Annotated in this window: 15 protein-coding genes and 2 tRNA genes; 10 read left to right on the forward strand and 7 right to left on the reverse strand. The window is 43.3% G+C overall.

Annotated elements, in window-relative coordinates; all coding sequences use genetic code 11:
- Positions 1 to 106 precede the first annotated feature (106 nt).
- Positions 107 to 1,183: a dihydroxyacetone kinase subunit DhaK gene (gene dhaK / locus AC1F2U_RS19510; RefSeq protein WP_480262590.1), complete on the forward strand. Its 1,077-nt coding sequence runs from the start codon at positions 107 to 109 to the stop codon at positions 1,181 to 1,183.
- A gap of 48 nt (positions 1,184 to 1,231) precedes the next feature.
- Positions 1,232 to 1,861, forward strand: a complete 630-nt coding sequence (gene dhaL, locus AC1F2U_RS19515; RefSeq protein ID WP_480262591.1) for a dihydroxyacetone kinase subunit DhaL — start codon at positions 1,232 to 1,234, stop codon at positions 1,859 to 1,861.
- Positions 1,862 to 1,871: 10 nt separating this feature from the next.
- Here the strand turns inward: dhaL and AC1F2U_RS19520 are convergent, their stop codons facing one another.
- On the reverse strand, positions 1,872 to 4,163 hold the full coding sequence (locus AC1F2U_RS19520) for an IMS domain-containing protein (RefSeq protein ID WP_480262592.1): 2,292 nt from the start codon (positions 4,161 to 4,163) through the stop codon (positions 1,872 to 1,874).
- A gap of 768 nt (positions 4,164 to 4,931) precedes the next feature.
- Here AC1F2U_RS19520 and pdhA point away from each other — a divergent pair.
- The 5 genes from pdhA (at position 4,932) to AC1F2U_RS19545 (ending at position 8,713) form a co-directional block, all read left to right on the forward strand.
- Positions 4,932 to 5,966 carry a pyruvate dehydrogenase (acetyl-transferring) E1 component subunit alpha gene (gene pdhA, locus AC1F2U_RS19525; protein ID WP_480262593.1) on the forward strand — a complete coding sequence of 345 codons (1,035 nt, stop codon included), beginning with the start codon at positions 4,932 to 4,934 and terminating at the stop codon, positions 5,964 to 5,966.
- 100 nt (positions 5,967 to 6,066) lie between these two features.
- Positions 6,067 to 6,936 (forward strand): aldose epimerase family protein, encoded by an 870-nt coding sequence (locus tag AC1F2U_RS19530; protein WP_480262594.1) that lies wholly within the window; start codon positions 6,067 to 6,069, stop codon positions 6,934 to 6,936.
- A 61-nt stretch (positions 6,937 to 6,997) separates the two neighbouring features.
- Positions 6,998 to 7,069: transfer RNA gene (locus AC1F2U_RS19535), tRNA-Lys, on the forward strand.
- Between the two features lie 326 nt (positions 7,070 to 7,395).
- Positions 7,396 to 8,475: a class II fructose-bisphosphate aldolase gene (gene fba / locus AC1F2U_RS19540; protein WP_012411833.1), complete on the forward strand. Its 1,080-nt coding sequence runs from the start codon at positions 7,396 to 7,398 to the stop codon at positions 8,473 to 8,475.
- 61 nt (positions 8,476 to 8,536) lie between these two features.
- Positions 8,537 to 8,713, forward strand: coding sequence for a hypothetical protein (locus AC1F2U_RS19545; protein ID WP_480262595.1), 177 nt, complete (start codon positions 8,537 to 8,539; stop codon positions 8,711 to 8,713).
- Here AC1F2U_RS19545 and AC1F2U_RS19550 read toward each other — a convergent pair.
- On the reverse strand, positions 8,710 to 9,522 hold the full coding sequence (locus AC1F2U_RS19550; RefSeq protein WP_480262596.1) for a carbon-nitrogen hydrolase family protein: 813 nt from the start codon (positions 9,520 to 9,522) through the stop codon (positions 8,710 to 8,712). The genes AC1F2U_RS19545 and AC1F2U_RS19550 overlap by 4 nt on opposite strands.
- A 210-nt stretch (positions 9,523 to 9,732) precedes the next feature.
- On the opposite strand from AC1F2U_RS19550, the gene AC1F2U_RS19555 reads away from it, so the two are divergent.
- Positions 9,733 to 10,326, forward strand: a complete 594-nt coding sequence (locus tag AC1F2U_RS19555) for a MarC family protein (RefSeq protein WP_480262597.1) — start codon at positions 9,733 to 9,735, stop codon at positions 10,324 to 10,326.
- 148 nt (positions 10,327 to 10,474) lie between these two features.
- On the opposite strand, the gene trxA is transcribed toward AC1F2U_RS19555, so the two are convergent.
- From trxA to AC1F2U_RS19580, 5 genes are all read right to left on the reverse strand, one after another.
- Entirely contained in the window at positions 10,475 to 10,798 is a 324-nt protein-coding gene (trxA, locus tag AC1F2U_RS19560; protein ID WP_104909616.1) for a thioredoxin, read from the reverse strand.
- 353 nt (positions 10,799 to 11,151) lie between these two features.
- Positions 11,152 to 12,315, reverse strand: coding sequence for a GuaB3 family IMP dehydrogenase-related protein (locus AC1F2U_RS19565; RefSeq protein WP_480262598.1), 1,164 nt, complete (start codon positions 12,313 to 12,315; stop codon positions 11,152 to 11,154).
- 150 nt (positions 12,316 to 12,465) lie between these two features.
- Complete coding sequence (locus AC1F2U_RS19570) at positions 12,466 to 12,996, reverse strand: YdcF family protein (protein WP_099101842.1); 531 nt, start codon at positions 12,994 to 12,996, stop codon at positions 12,466 to 12,468.
- A 409-nt stretch (positions 12,997 to 13,405) separates the two neighbouring features.
- A tRNA-Arg gene (locus AC1F2U_RS19575) sits at positions 13,406 to 13,479 on the reverse strand.
- Positions 13,480 to 13,512: 33 nt separating this feature from the next.
- Positions 13,513 to 14,610: a tocopherol cyclase family protein gene (locus tag AC1F2U_RS19580; RefSeq protein WP_480262599.1), complete on the reverse strand. Its 1,098-nt coding sequence runs from the start codon at positions 14,608 to 14,610 to the stop codon at positions 13,513 to 13,515.
- A gap of 29 nt (positions 14,611 to 14,639) precedes the next feature.
- Here AC1F2U_RS19580 and AC1F2U_RS19585 point away from each other — a divergent pair, with 29 nt between their 5' ends.
- Positions 14,640 to 15,251, forward strand: coding sequence for a DnaJ domain-containing protein (locus AC1F2U_RS19585; protein ID WP_480262600.1), 612 nt, complete (start codon positions 14,640 to 14,642; stop codon positions 15,249 to 15,251).
- A 524-nt stretch (positions 15,252 to 15,775) separates the two neighbouring features.
- Entirely contained in the window at positions 15,776 to 16,525 is a 750-nt protein-coding gene (locus AC1F2U_RS19590; protein ID WP_480262601.1) for a hypothetical protein, read from the forward strand.
- Positions 16,526 to 16,810: the final 285 nt, after the last annotated feature.

Raw genomic sequence — 16,810 nt, forward strand, 5'->3', positions numbered from 1 at the left:
TTCTCTCCTTTTAGGAGAGAGATTTAGAGAGAGGTCAGACTATATTGCATACAAACCAGAAGCGCTATAACCTGGGTTTTAGCACCCTTTTAACCAAACACGGATTATGAAAAAGCTGATCAACAAGCCGGAAGACTTTGTGCGGGAAAGTCTAGAAGGTATGGCGGCGGCTCATTCCGATTTAATTAAACTGAACTACGATCCTGCTTTTGTCTATCGAGCCAATGCACCTATTCCGGGTAAAGTAGCAATTATTTCAGGTGGTGGCAGTGGACATGAACCAATGCACGCTGGCTTCGTGGGCAAAGGAATGCTTGATGCAGCTTGTCCTGGTGAGGTTTTCACTTCACCTACTCCAGACCAAATGCTAGAAGCAGCCAAACAAGTAGATGGAGGTTCAGGTATCCTTTATATCGTCAAAAATTACAGTGGCGATGTGATGAACTTTGAGATGGCAACAGAGTTAGCCCGTGGTGAGGGCATTCGATCGCTAAATATTTTGATTGATGACGATGTAGCAGTGAAGGATAGTCTCTATACCCAAGGACGGCGGGGTGTGGGAACAACAATACTGGCGGAAAAAATTTGTGGCGCGGCGGCTGAGGCTGGGTATGATTTGCCACAAATAGCAAATTTATGTCGCCGAGTAAATCTAAATGGGCGAAGTATGGGAATTGCTCTAACATCTTGTACAGTCCCCGCTAATGGAACACCGACATTTGAATTAAGCGATCGCGAAATCGAATTAGGTATCGGTATCCACGGTGAGCCAGGAACAGAACGTACAGCTATCAAACCAGTAGATGAGATTACCGAAATTTTGACGCGATCGCTCCTTGAGGATGCAGCATACAGCCGCACACTGCGCGAGTGGGATGAAGACAAAGGAGAATGGGTAGATGTAGAACTAACAAATCTCCCATTTGCAAAAGGCGATCGTTTATTAGCTTTTGTCAATAGTATGGGTGGAACCCCAATTTCTGAGCTGTATATTGTTTATCGCAAACTCGCCCAAATCTGCGAACAGCAAGAATTACAAATTGTGCGAAATTTAATAGGCCCTTACATCACATCTCTAGAAATGCAAGGTTGCTCCATTACCCTGCTGAAATTAGATGATGAGATGATCCGGCTTTGGGATGCACCAGTCAAAACACCAAGTTGGCGCTGGGGAATTTCATAATCACGAACTTGTACTGAGCGTAGCCGAAGTATTACGAATTATTTTAATATGGTGAGTCAGGCACAAATATTACAATGGTTGCAAGCTTATGCAACCGAGATAGAGCAGAATAAAGCATATTTGACAGAATTAGATGCTGCGATCGGAGATGCCGATCACGGGATCAATATGGATCGGGGCTTCAAAAAGGTAAGCGCTCAGTTACCAACTCTTACAGACAAGGACATCAGCAGCATTCTCAAAGCCGTGAGTATGACCTTAATTTCTTCTATTGGCGGTGCTAGTGGGCCTCTTTATGGCACCTGGTTTTTACGAGCCAGTACAGCAGTAGTTGGTAAGCAAGAATTAACAGAACAAGATGTTTTAGGAATACTCCAAGCAGGCTTAGACGGTGTGCTGCAACGTGGCAAAGCGCAACTAGGAGACAAAACGATGGTGGATGTGCTATCTCCATCTGTAGCCGCTTTTGGGCAAGCTGTAGAAGAAAGTAAGGGAACGCTGGAAGCTATGCAACAAGCTGTAGTAGCAGCCCACAAAGGATTGCAGGAAACTATACCAATGCAAGCGAAAAAGGGACGGGCTAGCTACCTGGGGGAACGGAGTATTGGACATCCAGATCCAGGAGGGACATCTGCTTATTTGATGTTGAAAAGTTTGTTAAGGGTATTGGAAACCTAAACATTACCACTTATCTAATTATCTGATTCACAACAGATGCACTCTGAATAAGCCATTTACCTCGTTGTCTAATCAAATCATACCGAACTCGTAAATTCTCGTTAGAAGAGTTTTTATACTGACCATTTTCATATAACTGCGTCACTTCCTTTACCGTAGCTACCACTGCGGCACGATCTGCAAACAAATCAATTTTCTCTACAGATTCCACCTTCAGACTATGGCCGTACTTGCGGTAGCGGTTGTCAGACCTAGCTTGTTGAGCGATCGCCCGCCATTGAGACAAAGCTGAACCAGTTAAAATCTGCTCTAAATTATTAATCTCATGATTCGGCCCTAAAGCTTCGGCTTTAGTAGATAGCCAAGTGCGAATGATTTGCTCTGCCGCTGCATCTGTTAAAGGGCCATCTAGTCCTTGTGGTGGACTATTTGGAGGGGGAATAGATATTGGTGGTTGATTTATTTGTACAAACAACTGTGAAGGAGGTACAGACCTTGTTGGAAAAAACAGATTTTTTAACCATCCAAAAGTTGTTGTGGCTAACACCCAGAAAACTAAAATACTCACTAAAGAAATAAACACTCTCCATACCAGCCGTGTTTTCCCTTCAATGGTGTTAGCAAAAGTTCGCCGCCGCCGAGGACGACGAGAATGGGGACGATTATCCGGTACACGCTCCCGGATATTAGATGGAGTAGGTTTTCTCCGCCGACGCTTTTGGTTATGAGCAGGTGTAGCACTTTTAGCTGAACCGTTTAAATTCTGATTAGTGCCTCTGCTCGTTCGTTCAGCAGCAGGAACCTCTGATTTTACACTTCCAGATGAATTCCACATCGGTGGTGAGAAGTTTAAATGTTCTGGTGTTTCTGGTAAATCTAGGTCAGGTGTTCTGCTGTGGTTAAATTGCTTTGGAGTCCTAGTTGAATTTTTAGGCAAAGACGAATTATTTATCTGCGGCTGGGGAAAATTTTGGGGGTTAATTACAGCCCATTCATTAGTTGTTTCTGCATCCGTTGGCAGTGCTTCTAAATAAGCTTGTACCTGTTGGTTAGCAAAGTAATCTTTTAGAAAAGCTTGCTGGTTTGCTAAATCTCGAAAATGGGGAAATACTTCGTTTTGCAACCACTGTTCTGCATATAGACATAGCCCTGGTAACAAATCGGGAGAGTCTTGAGATTTTTCTCTAATAAAAGCTAAAGCTTCGTACTCCTGACTAAGTTCTAAAACACGAGTTGCTTCTTCAGTTTGTCCCAAAAGTAAAGCACATAACGACTGCTCTAAATGTACATCTTGGCGCTTGCCCAGACGTATAAGCATCTGCCTTGCTTGACGAATTAAAGCAGGTTGCCGTTGAGCAAATCCTCGCGCTATTAAGGCATAAACAGCTAAGTAAGTGGCAACAGCAGAATTGCGTTTGCTTTGGGCTTCAAATAACTTGTGCTGCTCGGCGACTGTTAAGTGGTTGCGTAACTGCTGGATAAACCGCAGAAAGTCATCTATGTTTAAACCAGAGTCATCATTGTTCGTGCCATCAATCCCCCCACGATCTTCTAACAAGTTTTGCAACAATTCCAAACCTTGGTTTCGTTCGGCAGTCTTTTCTAGAGGTAGTGCCAGCAACTCCAAAATTCGATATGGTCGCAATTTGTAAAGATCGGCCTGAATTTCCGCCTGGACACTGGCGAACAACCCTTCGCGTACTAACAGTTCTTGACCAGTTTCTAGGGATATGGCGGCATTTTCATAGTGACCTTGTTGCCACTGTTCGCGACCTAATTCTAGACAAGCAAGGGCAACAGTCAGAACAACATCTGGGTGTTCAGCACTTTCGTGTATTTCTTCGTCTGCTAAATTATTACCCTTTCTTGCACTTGTAGCACCATTTTTATTTACCAGGTACGGACGACCCAATTTCAGTACAAGTTCGTATTCCCCCAACTCTTGCAAAATTAATAAAGCACCAACTAATTCGTCTTGGCTAATTTCGATGCCCAGACTCTGGGTATCACTACCCCTTTTGGTGCCTTCTGGACGATTTTCCAGTGCTACTGCGGCAGCAGCAAGGTTATCAGGATCGTAGGCGTGGGCAAGATAGAGATGATCGTAGGTACTGCGTTGTTTTGGATCTGATAAAACCACGTAAGCTTCTTCTATGAGTTGTTTACGAGAAGAAATTGCTGCCTGAGAATACTCACGTCGCGGCAATTGTACAATGCGATCGCTGTATGCCTGTCGCAATTGTTCATCACTTGCCGCTAACGGTAGTCCTAAAATTCGGTAGTAATCTAGCGGAATTCGCACAGCCTACTTCCCCTGCACCGCGATCAACATAATTTACCTAGAGCGTTCCAGGCCGTAAAACCGTGCCATAAAAATGCCGTATAGAATTTACTCTACAAGTGTATATTGCAACAACTTGTTTTGTACCTTCCCGAAATTTTGAGTCACATTTTAGTACTAATTTTTTGCTTTCGCCTAGAAAGCCTCAATTGTTTGTTTTAATTCTTAGTATTTTTGTTTAACACAACTATTATCAGCCTTCGATACCACAAACCACAACTACCGCTTTTAATCACGGCATAATTGTTGTGGCTGGAAGAATCTATTGATGATTGATTTTTTTGGTACTTTCCCACAAGGCAGTAACAAAAATACCACTATTGACGGTTTATACCCTGATAACAGGAGACAAAAATCATATCATAATTTACCTTTCATTACAATTACCTATTTGGGTATTATAGATTTTTGCCTGCTTTTTTTTTAAATTGTTAATGGATATGCAGAAAGCAGTCTATCTTGATTGCTAGTCTGTGAAGGGGAATAGTGAAAGAGACAACCTAAAGCGGCAGATATTGCCGTTAGAGTCAAATCCTCACGGGGCATGAGCTGAAAAGTTAAAAATCAAAAATTAAAAATTCAGCTATTCCCCAAGACCCTTTTTTGGTGCATAAATAAAGTTTGATTGTTGAGTCTTACAAACGCTAGCCTGTTAAAAGCTGAGGTGTTATCAGACCAACTTATTTAAGACTGTAGCTTTAAGTTGTACAACAGGGATACTCAAAAATAATGGTTCAAGAGCGTACTTTACCCACTTTTAATTCTGCTACTACGCAAATTACTAAAGAAGAAGGGTTACGGTTGTATGAGGACATGGTACTAGGGCGCTTGTTTGAAGACAAGTGCGCTGAAATGTACTACAGAGGCAAAATGTTTGGTTTTGTCCATTTGTACAACGGTCAAGAAGCCGTTTGCAGCGGTGTTGTGCAGTCAATGCGACCGGGTGAAGATTACGTTTGTAGTACTTACCGCGACCACGTTCATGCTCTGAGTGCGGGAGTGCCAGCAAGAGAGGTAATGGCAGAATTATTTGGCAAAGCCACAGGTTGCAGTAAAGGGCGCGGTGGTTCCATGCACATGTTTTCTGCCGAACATCGCTTGCTGGGTGGCTATGCTTTTGTGGCTGAGGGAATTCCTGTAGCAGCTGGAGCGGCTTTTCAAAGCAAATACCGCCGCGAAGTGCTGGGAGATAAAAATGCTGACCAAGTGACAGCTTGCTTTTTTGGCGACGGTGCTGCTAACAACGGTCAATTTTTCGAGACGCTAAATATGGCAGCCCTCTGGAAACTGCCAATTCTGTTTGTAGTCGAAAATAATAAGTGGGCCATTGGGATGTCTCACGAACGAGCGACTTCTCAGCCAGAGATTTATAAAAAAGCCAGTGTATTTAACATGGTGGGCGTGGAAGTAGATGGCATGGATGTACTAGCAGTGCGAGCCGTGGCTCAAGAAGCTGTAGCCCGTGCCCGTGCAGGTGAAGGGCCAACATTAATTGAGGCGCTTACCTACCGCTTCCGGGGTCACTCCTTGGCAGACCCTGATGAAATGCGAAGCAAAGCGGAAAAAGAATTTTGGTTCGCCCGCGACCCAATTAAAAAGTTGGCAGCTTATTTGCTAGAGCAAAACCTGGCGGATGAGGGAGAAATCAAAGCAATTGACCGTAAAATTCAAGATGTAATCGACGAAGCGGTTAAATTCGCCGAAAGCAGCCCCGAACCAGACCCCAGCGAGTTATATCGTTTCGTGTTTGCAGAAGACGAATAAATAGTGCTGAGTTATGAGTGCTGAGTGCTGAGTACTTTTTATTCTGCTCAGGACTCAGCACTGAGCACTCAGCACTCCACCTTACCCAGGACTAAAACTTGTGTTTAGCATTGCAGTTCAACAGCAACAGTACAAGACTTATATTCTTTCTGACGAAGGCGCTGGTTCTCAGTTGGAAGTCGTACCAGAACGCGGCGGTATCATCACCCGTTGGCGCATTCAAGGGCAAGAAGTTTTCTACCTAGATACTGAACGCTTTACTCATCCTGAGTTGAGTGTCAGAGGTGGGAATCCAATTTTGTTTCCTATTTGTGGCAATCTACCAGATAATACTTACACTCATAACGGTCAAAAGTATACTCTTAAACAACATGGTTTTGCCCGTGAATTGCCGTGGAAAGTAACAGAACAAGAAACTGGAAATAAAGCTAGTCTCACTGTTGTTCTTGATAGCAATGAGCAAACTAAGGCAGTTTATCCTTTTGATTTTCAGTTGGCTTTTACCTACGAACTTCAAGGTAATACCCTAGAAGTCCGTCAGCAGTATAAAAACTTGTCATCTACACCAATGCCCTTTTCGGCTGGTTTCCATCCCTACTTTCTTTGTGGTGATAAAACTCAGTTAGAGGTTGAAATTCCCTCTAAGCAGTATCAAGATAATCAAACTAAAGAAATTCACTCTTTTGATGGCAATTTTGACTTTAGCCGTGATGAAATTGATTTTGCCTTTGGACAGCTAACAAGTCAATCGGCCACTGCGATAGACCGCAGCCGGAAGTTAAAACTCACCTTGGATTACGATAATTTCTCTACCTACCTAGTATTTTGGACAGTCAAAGGCAAAGAATTCTACTGTTTAGAACCGTGGAGTGCCACTCGCAACTCTCTTAATACTGGCGATAACCTGACTGTGTTAGCACCAGGAGCTAGCCACACAGCATCTGTAAGGTTTACTGCCAATTTTTTCTAAACCCCTTTACAAATCTACAGATGTATATGCTATGATTGCAAAGTTGCGAAATGCAGCGAAAGGGTCGCTAACTCAACGGTAGAGTACTCGGCTTTTAACCGATTAGTTCCGGGTTCGAATCCCGGGCGACCCATATAAAAGTTTATTAAATGATGTAAAGAAGCGATCGCTCTTCTTTTTAATTGCGGGAAGAAGCATTTGGGATAATGGGCTACCATAGCTACTAATTCTAGGGTAGCTAAATGTACAGCAATACAGAGCAACTGTAGGGCATAGTACAGCAGTAGAGAGCAAGTATAGAACATATTTATAATAACTATGGCGTAAACTTTTTCAACATAGATACACCACACTAGTTATAATTTCCTATAAGTAAGTTGAAAAAACTCTTAAGATTTAGCGTAATGATTACGCTTCTCTCAGACCGACTAGCTGACAACCACATTAGGAGGACTATCTATGGCGCTTGTACCACTGCGGCTGCTGTTGGATCACGCAGCTGAAAACGGTTACGGCATCCCAGCTTTCAACGTTAACAATTTGGAGCAGATTCAGGCGATTCTGAAGGCTGCTGTCGAGACAGATAGCCCCGTAATTTTACAAGCTTCACGCGGCGCTCGTAATTATGCAGGAGAAAACTTCCTTCGCCACCTGATTTTGGCAGCGGTAGAAACCTATCCTCATATTCCCATTGTTATGCACCAAGATCATGGGAATGCGCCTGCTACCTGCTACTCAGCAATTAAGAACAACTTCACCAGCGTGATGATGGATGGTTCTTTAGAAGCTGATGCGAAGACTCCCGCTAGCTTTGAGTACAACGTTAACGTTACTCGCGAAGTTGTAAATGTAGCTCATGCTTTGGGTGTCAGCGTTGAAGGTGAACTCGGTTGTTTGGGTTCTCTAGAAACTGGTGCTGGTGAAGCTGAAGATGGTCACGGGTTTGAAGGTACACTCGACCACTCGCAATTGCTAACCGACCCCGATGAAGCTGTTGACTTCGTAGAAGCAACCCAAGTAGATGCTTTGGCTGTTGCCATTGGCACAAGCCACGGTGCTTACAAGTTTACTCGCAAGCCGACTGGCGAAATTTTGGCTATCAGCCGCATTGAAGAAATTCACCGCCGTTTGCCTAACACCCACTTGGTAATGCACGGTTCTTCTTCTGTGCCTGAAGATTTGCTTGCACTGATTAACCAATATGGTGGTGCAATTCCTGAAACCTACGGTGTACCTGTAGAAGAAATCCAAAAAGGCATCAAGAGTGGTGTACGTAAAGTAAACATCGACACCGACAACCGTTTGGCTATTACTGCTGCTGTACGTGAAGCTTTGGCTAAAAAACCAGAGGAGTTTGACCCCCGTCACTTCCTCAAGCCTTCTATTACATACATGCAGAAGGTTTGTGCTGAACGCTATCAGCAATTTGGCACAGCTGGCAATGCAAGCAAGATTAAGCAAATTTCTTTGGAAGATTTTGCTGCTAAGTATGCTAAAGGTGAACTTAACGTTGTTACCAAATCCGCTGCTAAAGTTTAATTTTGACAGCAAATAAATATGGGCATAGTTTTTCTATGCTGCTAAAAAACTGAAGATTTTAATGTTGTCAGAAACCGGGTGTTTACCCGGTTTTTTATTTTATTCATCAGGGTTGGGAATGGGGCATTGGGCATTGGGGCATGGGGTACAAGAGGCAGAGGTGCAAAGGGGCAGAAGGGCAGAGGGGAAAGAACTTGTACAAGAACTCTCCCCTGCTCCCCTGCTCCCCAGTCCCTAAAATACCCGATGTTGTAAAGAGGGCATTTGACGGCGGACTTGTTCGAGCCTAGTGGGCTTGATTTCTGCGATCGCAATTCCCGGTTTCTCTCCAGCATCGGCTAAAATTACACCCCAAGGGTCGATAATGACCGCGTGACCGTGGGTTAGACGGCGGGCGTAGTTATTCCCTGTTTGGGCGGGAGCAATGACGTAGGCGGTATTTTCGATGGCTCTGGCTTGTAGTAGTACTTGCCAGTGGTCTTTACCTGTAAAGGCAGTAAAGGCGGCGGGAATAAAGATAACATCAGCTCCCTTATCTGCTAGATGACGATACAGTTCCGGGAAGCGGACATCATAACAAATAGAAAGCCCTAAATTACCGAGTTTTTCTGAAAAATGGACGGGTGGTAGTTGCGTACCAGCCACAACCGTGCTGGATTCGCGATAGGTGTTGCCGTCAGGGACATCAACATCAAATAAATGTACTTTGTAGTAGCGGGAAAGTTCTTGACCGCTGGGATCGATGAGTAGAGTGGTGTTATAAACTTTGCCTGTATTATCTACCGGAAGTGGAAAGCTGCCGCCCAAGATGGTAATTTGAAAGCGTTGAGCCATTTTTTTGAGAAATTTTTCACTTTCAAGAGCGATCGCATCACCTTGTGCGAGTTTATCTTTTTCTTCTCCCATATAGGAAAAGTTTTCTGGCAAACCCACCAATTCAGCACCTTGACGCACGGCAAGCTCTATTAATTCTTCTGCCTGTGCCAAATTTTTCTGTAAATCGGGCACACTGGTCAATTGAATAGCGGCGGCTAAATAAGACTTCATAGATTCAACAACGAACAGTTGATTTATGGAAGATAGATTATCAAAATATATCGCTACTTCAAAATCTGTGGAACTGAATTAGAAATCCATCAGGGTTCCTTTTCTTTAACACACTGGTTTTATTGCCGATCTTAATCTTCCTCTGGGTTCTAGCAAACTGAGCAAGATAAAGATTAGATTGCGATCAAACCCTGATAAAAGCTACCTCCTGTGGATATTTCTATTCTCATTCAAACATTTATCGCTGTGTTTGTCTTGGCGGATGCTGTAGGCAATATACCGATTGTTTTAGTTTTGACTAAGGGCATGATGCCAGACCAAAGAAACAAAGTTATAGATAAAGCAATTATCATTGCGATCGCAGTTCTTTTGCTATTTGCCTTTGCAGGGCAAATAATTTTAAATTACTTGGAAATCAGTATCGGCTCTTTGCGAGTAGCAGGAGGAATATTACTGCTGTTAATTGCTTTGCAAATGCTGCGGGGAGAATTAGATCGGCCAATTATTGAAGAAGGACGCGATGTCGCAATTACTCCATTAGCTTTACCGCTGCTAGCAGGGCCGGGGACTTTGACGACGGTGATGTTGCTGATGTCGAAATCACAGAGTCCGCATATTGCTGTGGCGGTGGGTATCGTAGGGGCAATGTTTAGCACTTGGTTGATTTTGCGTTTAGCAAATCTGATTGACCAGTGGATTGGTGCAGAAGGTGGAGTAATTGTGACTCAACTTTTGGGTTTTCTGTTGGCGGCGCTAGCAGTGGAAATTGGTAGTACGGGAATTAGGGAGTTGTTTTTGAGCTAGAAAACTCCTAAAAATATTCTGAAAGTGTATACAAATGTAAACAAGTTTGATAGACGACAAATTTGCGCCTCTCAAACTTGTTTATGAAAATTAACTTAAAGTTAGAACAAAATGGATAACTCAAGAGGATTTTATTGCCGATTGAGTTTCAAAGATGCTTTTCGAGAGTGGAAGCTAATGTAGTTTTAGGCACGGCGCCAACCACCATATCGACTTTTTGTCCACCCTTAAAAATCATTAATGTGGGAATGCTGCGGATGCCATATTGACTAGCAACATTAGGATTTTCATCTGTGTTGACTTTTACGACCTTTATTTGACCTTTGTACTGTTCGGAGATTTCATCGACAACAGGAGCTACCATACGGCATGGTCCGCACCAGGGTGCCCAAAAGTCAACTAAAACTGGTACATCGCTGTCGAGTACTTCTTGCTTGAAACTAGAATCGGTAACTTGTGCGGCTGTTGACATGCCTAAAACCTTCGCCAATAATATCTGAGCTTGGTGAAAATTCTACCATAGCAAAAACCTCAGCTTGGGAGTGCGAGGATGTACATTTGCAAAGAAGCTCTAGAATTTATTTATATTATTTATAAACATAAGGAACCGCCCGAACAGTAGTCCGGGCGGAGTGTGGTGTGAGGAGTGAACGGAAACATGCGTCTCCGCTATCTCTATTGTAAGCGACATATCGGATTTTTCCAGCAATTGTTTAGGGGGCTGGAAAAATTTATTCAAGAATTGAGGAGTGGGCATTGGGCATTGGTTATTCTCTTAATCTCGCTTATTCCCATACCCGATGCGCCATGTCCCATACCCTAATTCTATTTCCCCATACCTAATTGTTGAGCTTTTTGGTAAACTTTACCCTCGGTTAATAAAGAAGGTGCAATCACAACTTCCACTTGCTGCATTTCTTTAATATTTTTGGCTCCCAAAGTACCCATGCTGGTCTTTAAGGCTCCTAAAAGATTGTGAGTGCCATCATCTAGTCCTGCCGGGCCAATGAGTATTTGCTCTAGGCTACCAGTGGTGGCAACACGAATGCGGGTGCCACGGGGCAAGACTGGGCTAGGAGTAGCCATACCCCAATGATAACCTCGTCCTGGGGCTTCTGCGGCTCTGGCAAAGGGGGAGCCAATCATCACACCATCAGCACCACAGGCGATGCATTTGCAAATGTCGCCACCAGTGATTAAACCGCCATCAGCAATAATGGGAATATAGTTGCCAGTTTCGTTATAGTAATCATCTCGTGCTGCGGCACAATCTGCGATCGCAGTTGCCTGTGGCACACCCACACCCAATACCCCACGAGAAGTACAAGCCGCACCAGGCCCAATTCCCACCAATACCCCAGCCGCCCCAGCTTTCAACAAATTCAACGTGACTTCGTAAGTCACGCAATTCCCCAACACCACGGGAATGGGCATGGAACGACAAAATTCTGCTAAATCGAGTGGTACTAAAGACTCTGGTGACAGATGTGCAGTAGAAACTACCGTAGCTTGAACAAAAAATAAATCTGCCCCAGCTTTTGCCACTGCCTCACCGTATTTACTTGCACCGGCTGGAGTCGCACTCACTGCCGCAATGCCACCTTGTTGTTTAATTTCCTGAATACGTTGTTCTATTAATTCCGGTTTTATTGGTTCGGCATAGAGTTCTTGCATGAGGGCAACAAATTCATCTTTCCCCACAGAGGCAATCCGATCTAATATTGGCTCTGGGTCAGCATAGCGAGTTTGAATACCCTCTAAATTGAGGACACCTAATGCTCCTAACTCTGACAAACGTACAGCCATACGAACATCTACTACGCCATCCATAGCACTAGCAATTATCGGGATTTCTCGCTCAATATTGCCAATACGCCACTTAGTATCTGCCAAACTGGGGTCTAGTGTTCTATTACCAGGGGCTAGAGCAATTTCATCTATTCCGTAAGCTCTGCGAGCTGTTTTTCCCCGCCCAAGTTGAATTTCCACGCTTTAACTTTACTCAAATCTGTTTAAGCTAGGGTATCAAATTGTGGGGAAATTTGGGGTGTTTTTTTTCCCGAACCATATAAGTGACTAGTGACGGTTGTCATTAGTCATTTCAATTTTGACCGATTAAAAATCCAAAATTAGTTGGATTTACCGTTTATTTTTAGCGGCATCCACACCAGTGTAACCAGTTGCTAACCAAATTATCGCTCTAGCTCCATCACGAACAGATTTTTCGATAGATTCAGGGGGTTTTTCGGAAGGAACTGGCACTGGTTTTAAATAAATACCCCGACTACCTAAAATAATTTCGCCGATGACACAAGCCCGGCGCATGTGGAAGTCGGAAGTAATCAAATAAACGCTCTTAATGCCGCGAGCTTGCAAATCATCTACCAAAGTAGTAAAATTAGTTACTGTATCTACTGCTTCATAATCCAAGTGTAAACGTTGAGGATCGACACCAGCTTTGGTAAACACTCTTTGGGTGAATGTACGTGGACTGCCGCCTGTAATCCAAATCGGTATATTTGGATGCTCGCGAACGAATTTTGCTGTAAATTTTTCTCGCTCTAAATGTCTCGTTGAACCACCTAACACTACAACTGCTTGCGGCTGCACAAATTGGTTTTGTACTTCTTTGTATCCCCACCACATAAATATTGGTAGGACAAAAGCCATGAAACGAAAAGATTTATTTGTAAAGAGTAGCTTATTCAAGGCTCAATAACTTAATTTACTTAGTACACAATTTTCTCTGGCTATAAGAAAAAACAATTGATAGTAGAGTAGCAAACTTCCCAAGAATATGCCCAAATTCTACCCAAATATAAATTTGGTTGGTTTTCGTGTAACAGCGCGATTAAGCGTGCCTGGAGTTTTCCTCTAATTGATGGATTATCCTAACCGATATCAGATGATTCATCAAAGGGTTCTAACCACTTTATATAGTAGTTCTCAATTGCAGGGAATATAGGAGTCAGTCGCGTGGACGGATATCCCGACTTGTAAGACCTGGCGTACCACTTTTATGGGTACAGCAATGCTCTTACCATATTAATTGCTGTATATATGAATTGTCTAAAGATAACGGGACTGGTGCGACTTGAACGCACGACCTGACGCTTAGGAGGCGTCCGCTCTATCCAACTGAGCTACAACCCCAACTGCGAAGCATATATAATTATAGCAGTAGTTTTAGGTAGACTGCCAAAAATTATCCCAAGAGCCACCGCCTACTTCTAAACCACAAAGAAAACTTTCGGCTTTTAGAATTATTTTAGATTTTCTCCCATTTAGTTCTCGTAACTCTAAATTTAGTTTTCCTTGCATGGTGTCCCGGCAACAGTATCTTAAACCTTCTGCTGTCGGCGCACGTAGAGGTGTACCAGATAAATCTGTGCTTCCTGTTAATTCAATTTCATAACTAGAGTTGCTAGCTTTCATTTGCCATCTACCCCAAGGTTGAATTTCCCACTCAACTTGGGAATTCCAGGGAACAAATTCATAAAACTTGCCTTGATAGTGCAGTCCAATCATCGCTACAGATTCCATCCACCACAGCACACCCCGCCGTCCACCACCAGCAGTTAATGCTAAGTCGGGTTCGCCCTCGAAGCAATTACAGTTTATCCAAAACCATTTCTGCGGAAAAGCACCACCCCAATTTTTCTCGCCGTAGGCTGGGGCGTTAGTGAATTCGTAGATTTTGCCATTCCAGTCAATCTTCCCACTGGCTAAACCGTGAGCCATCAAAATTTGCCATCCAGGTTCAAAAATCTGCAAGAATGACAGCCAGCCTGCGGTTGATTGCTGAATGCCATTTTGATTGCCCCAACCGTATACTGGTTGAATTTCATACTGCCAACGGCAATAATTATTGGTGGCGCGATCGCGAATTATTCCCTGATTCAAAGTGGCTGTAGCTTGATATCCTTCTTGAACGTGATACTCAAACTCTGCTGGGAGTAAGTATAGGGGAGAAACTTGCAAATTATTTTTACCCCAATGACCTAAACCCAAAACATCCCGACTACCCCAAAATTTGTTGACATCAGGAAAAGTACGGCAGAGGTACTCATCATCCGGGCCGAGGATTTGGGCTGCACCGCCACTGTGAGGTTTACCGCCGATGGGATCTTCAATGGAGTACATAAAGGCGAATGTTTGCCCAATTTCCGGCAATGTGACGCGGTAATACCAGCCTTCAAAGAAGCGACGGCTACTGCCATCCCAGTGATAACCAGAATGGGGCGTTTGGGTTGATTGGAGAGGATTTTTGGGAATAGTTAACATAGATTTATCTAACTGCCGATTTTTTCAGTATGCGCGATCGCTTTGATATCAATGATGCTTATGAAATTCTTGGGCTGAAACCCGGTGCTTCTCAAGCACAGGTAAAGCGAACTTACCGTAAACTGGTGAAAATTTGGCATCCCGATCGCTTTGTCGATCAAAGGCAAAAACAGGAAGCTGAGGAAAAAATCAAATCAATCAACGCAGCTTACAACAGGCTCAAATCTGAAAATCCATCTGAGCCTCCCATTCCTGAAAATCCATCTTCATCTTCGCCTAAAAATCCCCCAAAAATATCTGTCAATCGTTGGGATGCAGAAACTTTCTACACTTTAGGAGTAGAAAATGCTACACAAGGAAGATATGAGGATGCGATCGCAGATTTTACCCACGCAATTCGTCTCAATCCTCACTATATTGACGCGTATAAATATCGTGGACTAGTTTGCTCACAGTTGGGATACGAATATAGAGCCGCTTCAGATTTAAATAAAGCTGCACAAATAGAAGAAGAGTTAAGAAATCCGGGAAGTACGCGTAGATCGCGATCGCCTAGATATGTATCAAAACCTAGACCTCTAGTAGAAAGATTTTGTCAGAAGATAAAAAGTTTACTGCGGCTAAATCGGCGTTGGAGATAAGCAGCAGATATAGTTTAAGACACTTCAGGCGGCCACACCAGACCTGGAGTTACTCTTGCCGAACAGCGCAGCTATATTGGTTCGATCGCTTTTAGTACCGATGGTCATATTGTTGTGTTAACTCTGTTGCTTTCAGTCTTGATGGCAAAACTTTGGTTAGCGGTAGTTGAGATATGACCATCAAGCTTTGGCGATGCAACATCTAACAACAAATTAAAAATATACAGAATTGAAGCAAATTGCTAGATTTTTCGATCGATGCATTAATTGACAGTTTGATAACATCCATCTTTGGGATACTCTTTCTCTTGATTAAGTATTAACTCTCTAAAGATTAAGTATTAACTCCCTGGAGATAGAGCCACTTGTTTGAGGGCAGAGGTTATTCTGAGATTACCAACAGTTGAGTAGCAAATAAGACTCAATATTTATCAGCAACATATATTTTCAGTTCATTAAAACCTCTTGTTTTCACAAAGCTTTAGTTCGTCAATATTTTAATCTGAGGAGTTAAATCAACGGCTATGTCTATTCCCAATGAACGCGAAATCAAAAACAGTGAAGTCAAGCAAGAATCTTACACTGATATTAATGGTAATACTCACACTGACTTGACGCGAACCACTGAAACGGTTAAGAACAATACAGCTAATCCCAACTCTTACACCAATGGTTACGTACATGGTCGAAATGTTGAGCGTAACTACCAGCAAGCAGATTTAGCCCAGCGTGATGAAAACAATGCTAGTGGTGGTTTGCTGTTGGGTATTATCATTACTTCCTTGCTTGGTTTGGTTATAGGTGGGGTCTGGTACTTCAACCAGCAGAATAACGCAGCAGTTAACAATGCTGTACCCGTCGTGGTTCCTGTTCCGAGTAAGAGTAATCCAACTCCCAGTGCATCTCCTCAACCACAAACGAAGATAATCGAAAGCATTAGGGAAGTACCTGTACCTGTTGCTGTTCCTGTTCCCCAACAGCAAGTTACACCTCCGTCTGCACCTCGCCAACCGGATATTAACATTACTATTCCACCCCAGCAGCCTGCGGCAGAAAAAGCACCTTCTGTAACCCAGCCAGCCCCTAAAGCGACACAAAGTCCGGCGACGAGTCCAACTACTAATACTCCGGCTTCGCAGAACGATAGTTCTACTAATACTGTTGCTCCTGGTACAAAAAGTGACACCTCTAAAAGTACTACACCTCAAGGAGTAGACCAGTCAAACAGTACATCTAATAGCGGTTCTTCTACCGCAGGCGGTTCTGGTCAATAAAGACTTCTGAACATTTCAGCCCACTTGGTAATGTTGGCGTGAATGCCAATATTACCAAGTGGGACAAATTTTAAGCAATATTTCTGAATTGTTGCGATAAATTAATGGTATTCAAGTTTAGTAAAGGTGTCTTGTAGCTAAACAAACACGATGCTAGATTAAGACCAAGGTACAAACAGGTTAAAAGTTAAACAAAAACTTTCAAGTTAGAGCCTGTGCCTCCTGCTCTAATCTTCTCGCGATCGCTATGATTGGTTGTGGCATCCGTTAAATGTGTTTTTGCCT

This window comes from Nostoc sp. LEGE 12454 (assembly GCF_056620565.1).

Coding starts and splice junctions, on each gene's coding strand:
- AC1F2U_RS19570 (WP_099101842.1), bottom strand. CDS start 12,996: ATGGCTTTTGTCCTACCAATATTTATGTGGTGGGGATACAAAGAAGTA.
- AC1F2U_RS19545 (WP_480262595.1), top strand. CDS start 8,537: ATGTTGTCAGAAACCGGGTGTTTACCCGGTTTTTTATTTTATTCATCA.
- AC1F2U_RS19590 (WP_480262601.1), top strand. CDS start 15,776: ATGTCTATTCCCAATGAACGCGAAATCAAAAACAGTGAAGTCAAGCAA.
- fba (WP_012411833.1), top strand. CDS start 7,396: ATGGCGCTTGTACCACTGCGGCTGCTGTTGGATCACGCAGCTGAAAAC.
- dhaL (WP_480262591.1), top strand. CDS start 1,232: ATGGTGAGTCAGGCACAAATATTACAATGGTTGCAAGCTTATGCAACC.
- AC1F2U_RS19580 (WP_480262599.1), bottom strand. CDS start 14,610: ATGTTAACTATTCCCAAAAATCCTCTCCAATCAACCCAAACGCCCCAT.
- AC1F2U_RS19585 (WP_480262600.1), top strand. CDS start 14,640: ATGCGCGATCGCTTTGATATCAATGATGCTTATGAAATTCTTGGGCTG.
- pdhA (WP_480262593.1), top strand. CDS start 4,932: ATGGTTCAAGAGCGTACTTTACCCACTTTTAATTCTGCTACTACGCAA.
- dhaK (WP_480262590.1), top strand. CDS start 107: ATGAAAAAGCTGATCAACAAGCCGGAAGACTTTGTGCGGGAAAGTCTA.
- AC1F2U_RS19550 (WP_480262596.1), bottom strand. CDS start 9,522: ATGAAGTCTTATTTAGCCGCCGCTATTCAATTGACCAGTGTGCCCGAT.
- trxA (WP_104909616.1), bottom strand. CDS start 10,798: ATGTCAACAGCCGCACAAGTTACCGATTCTAGTTTCAAGCAAGAAGTA.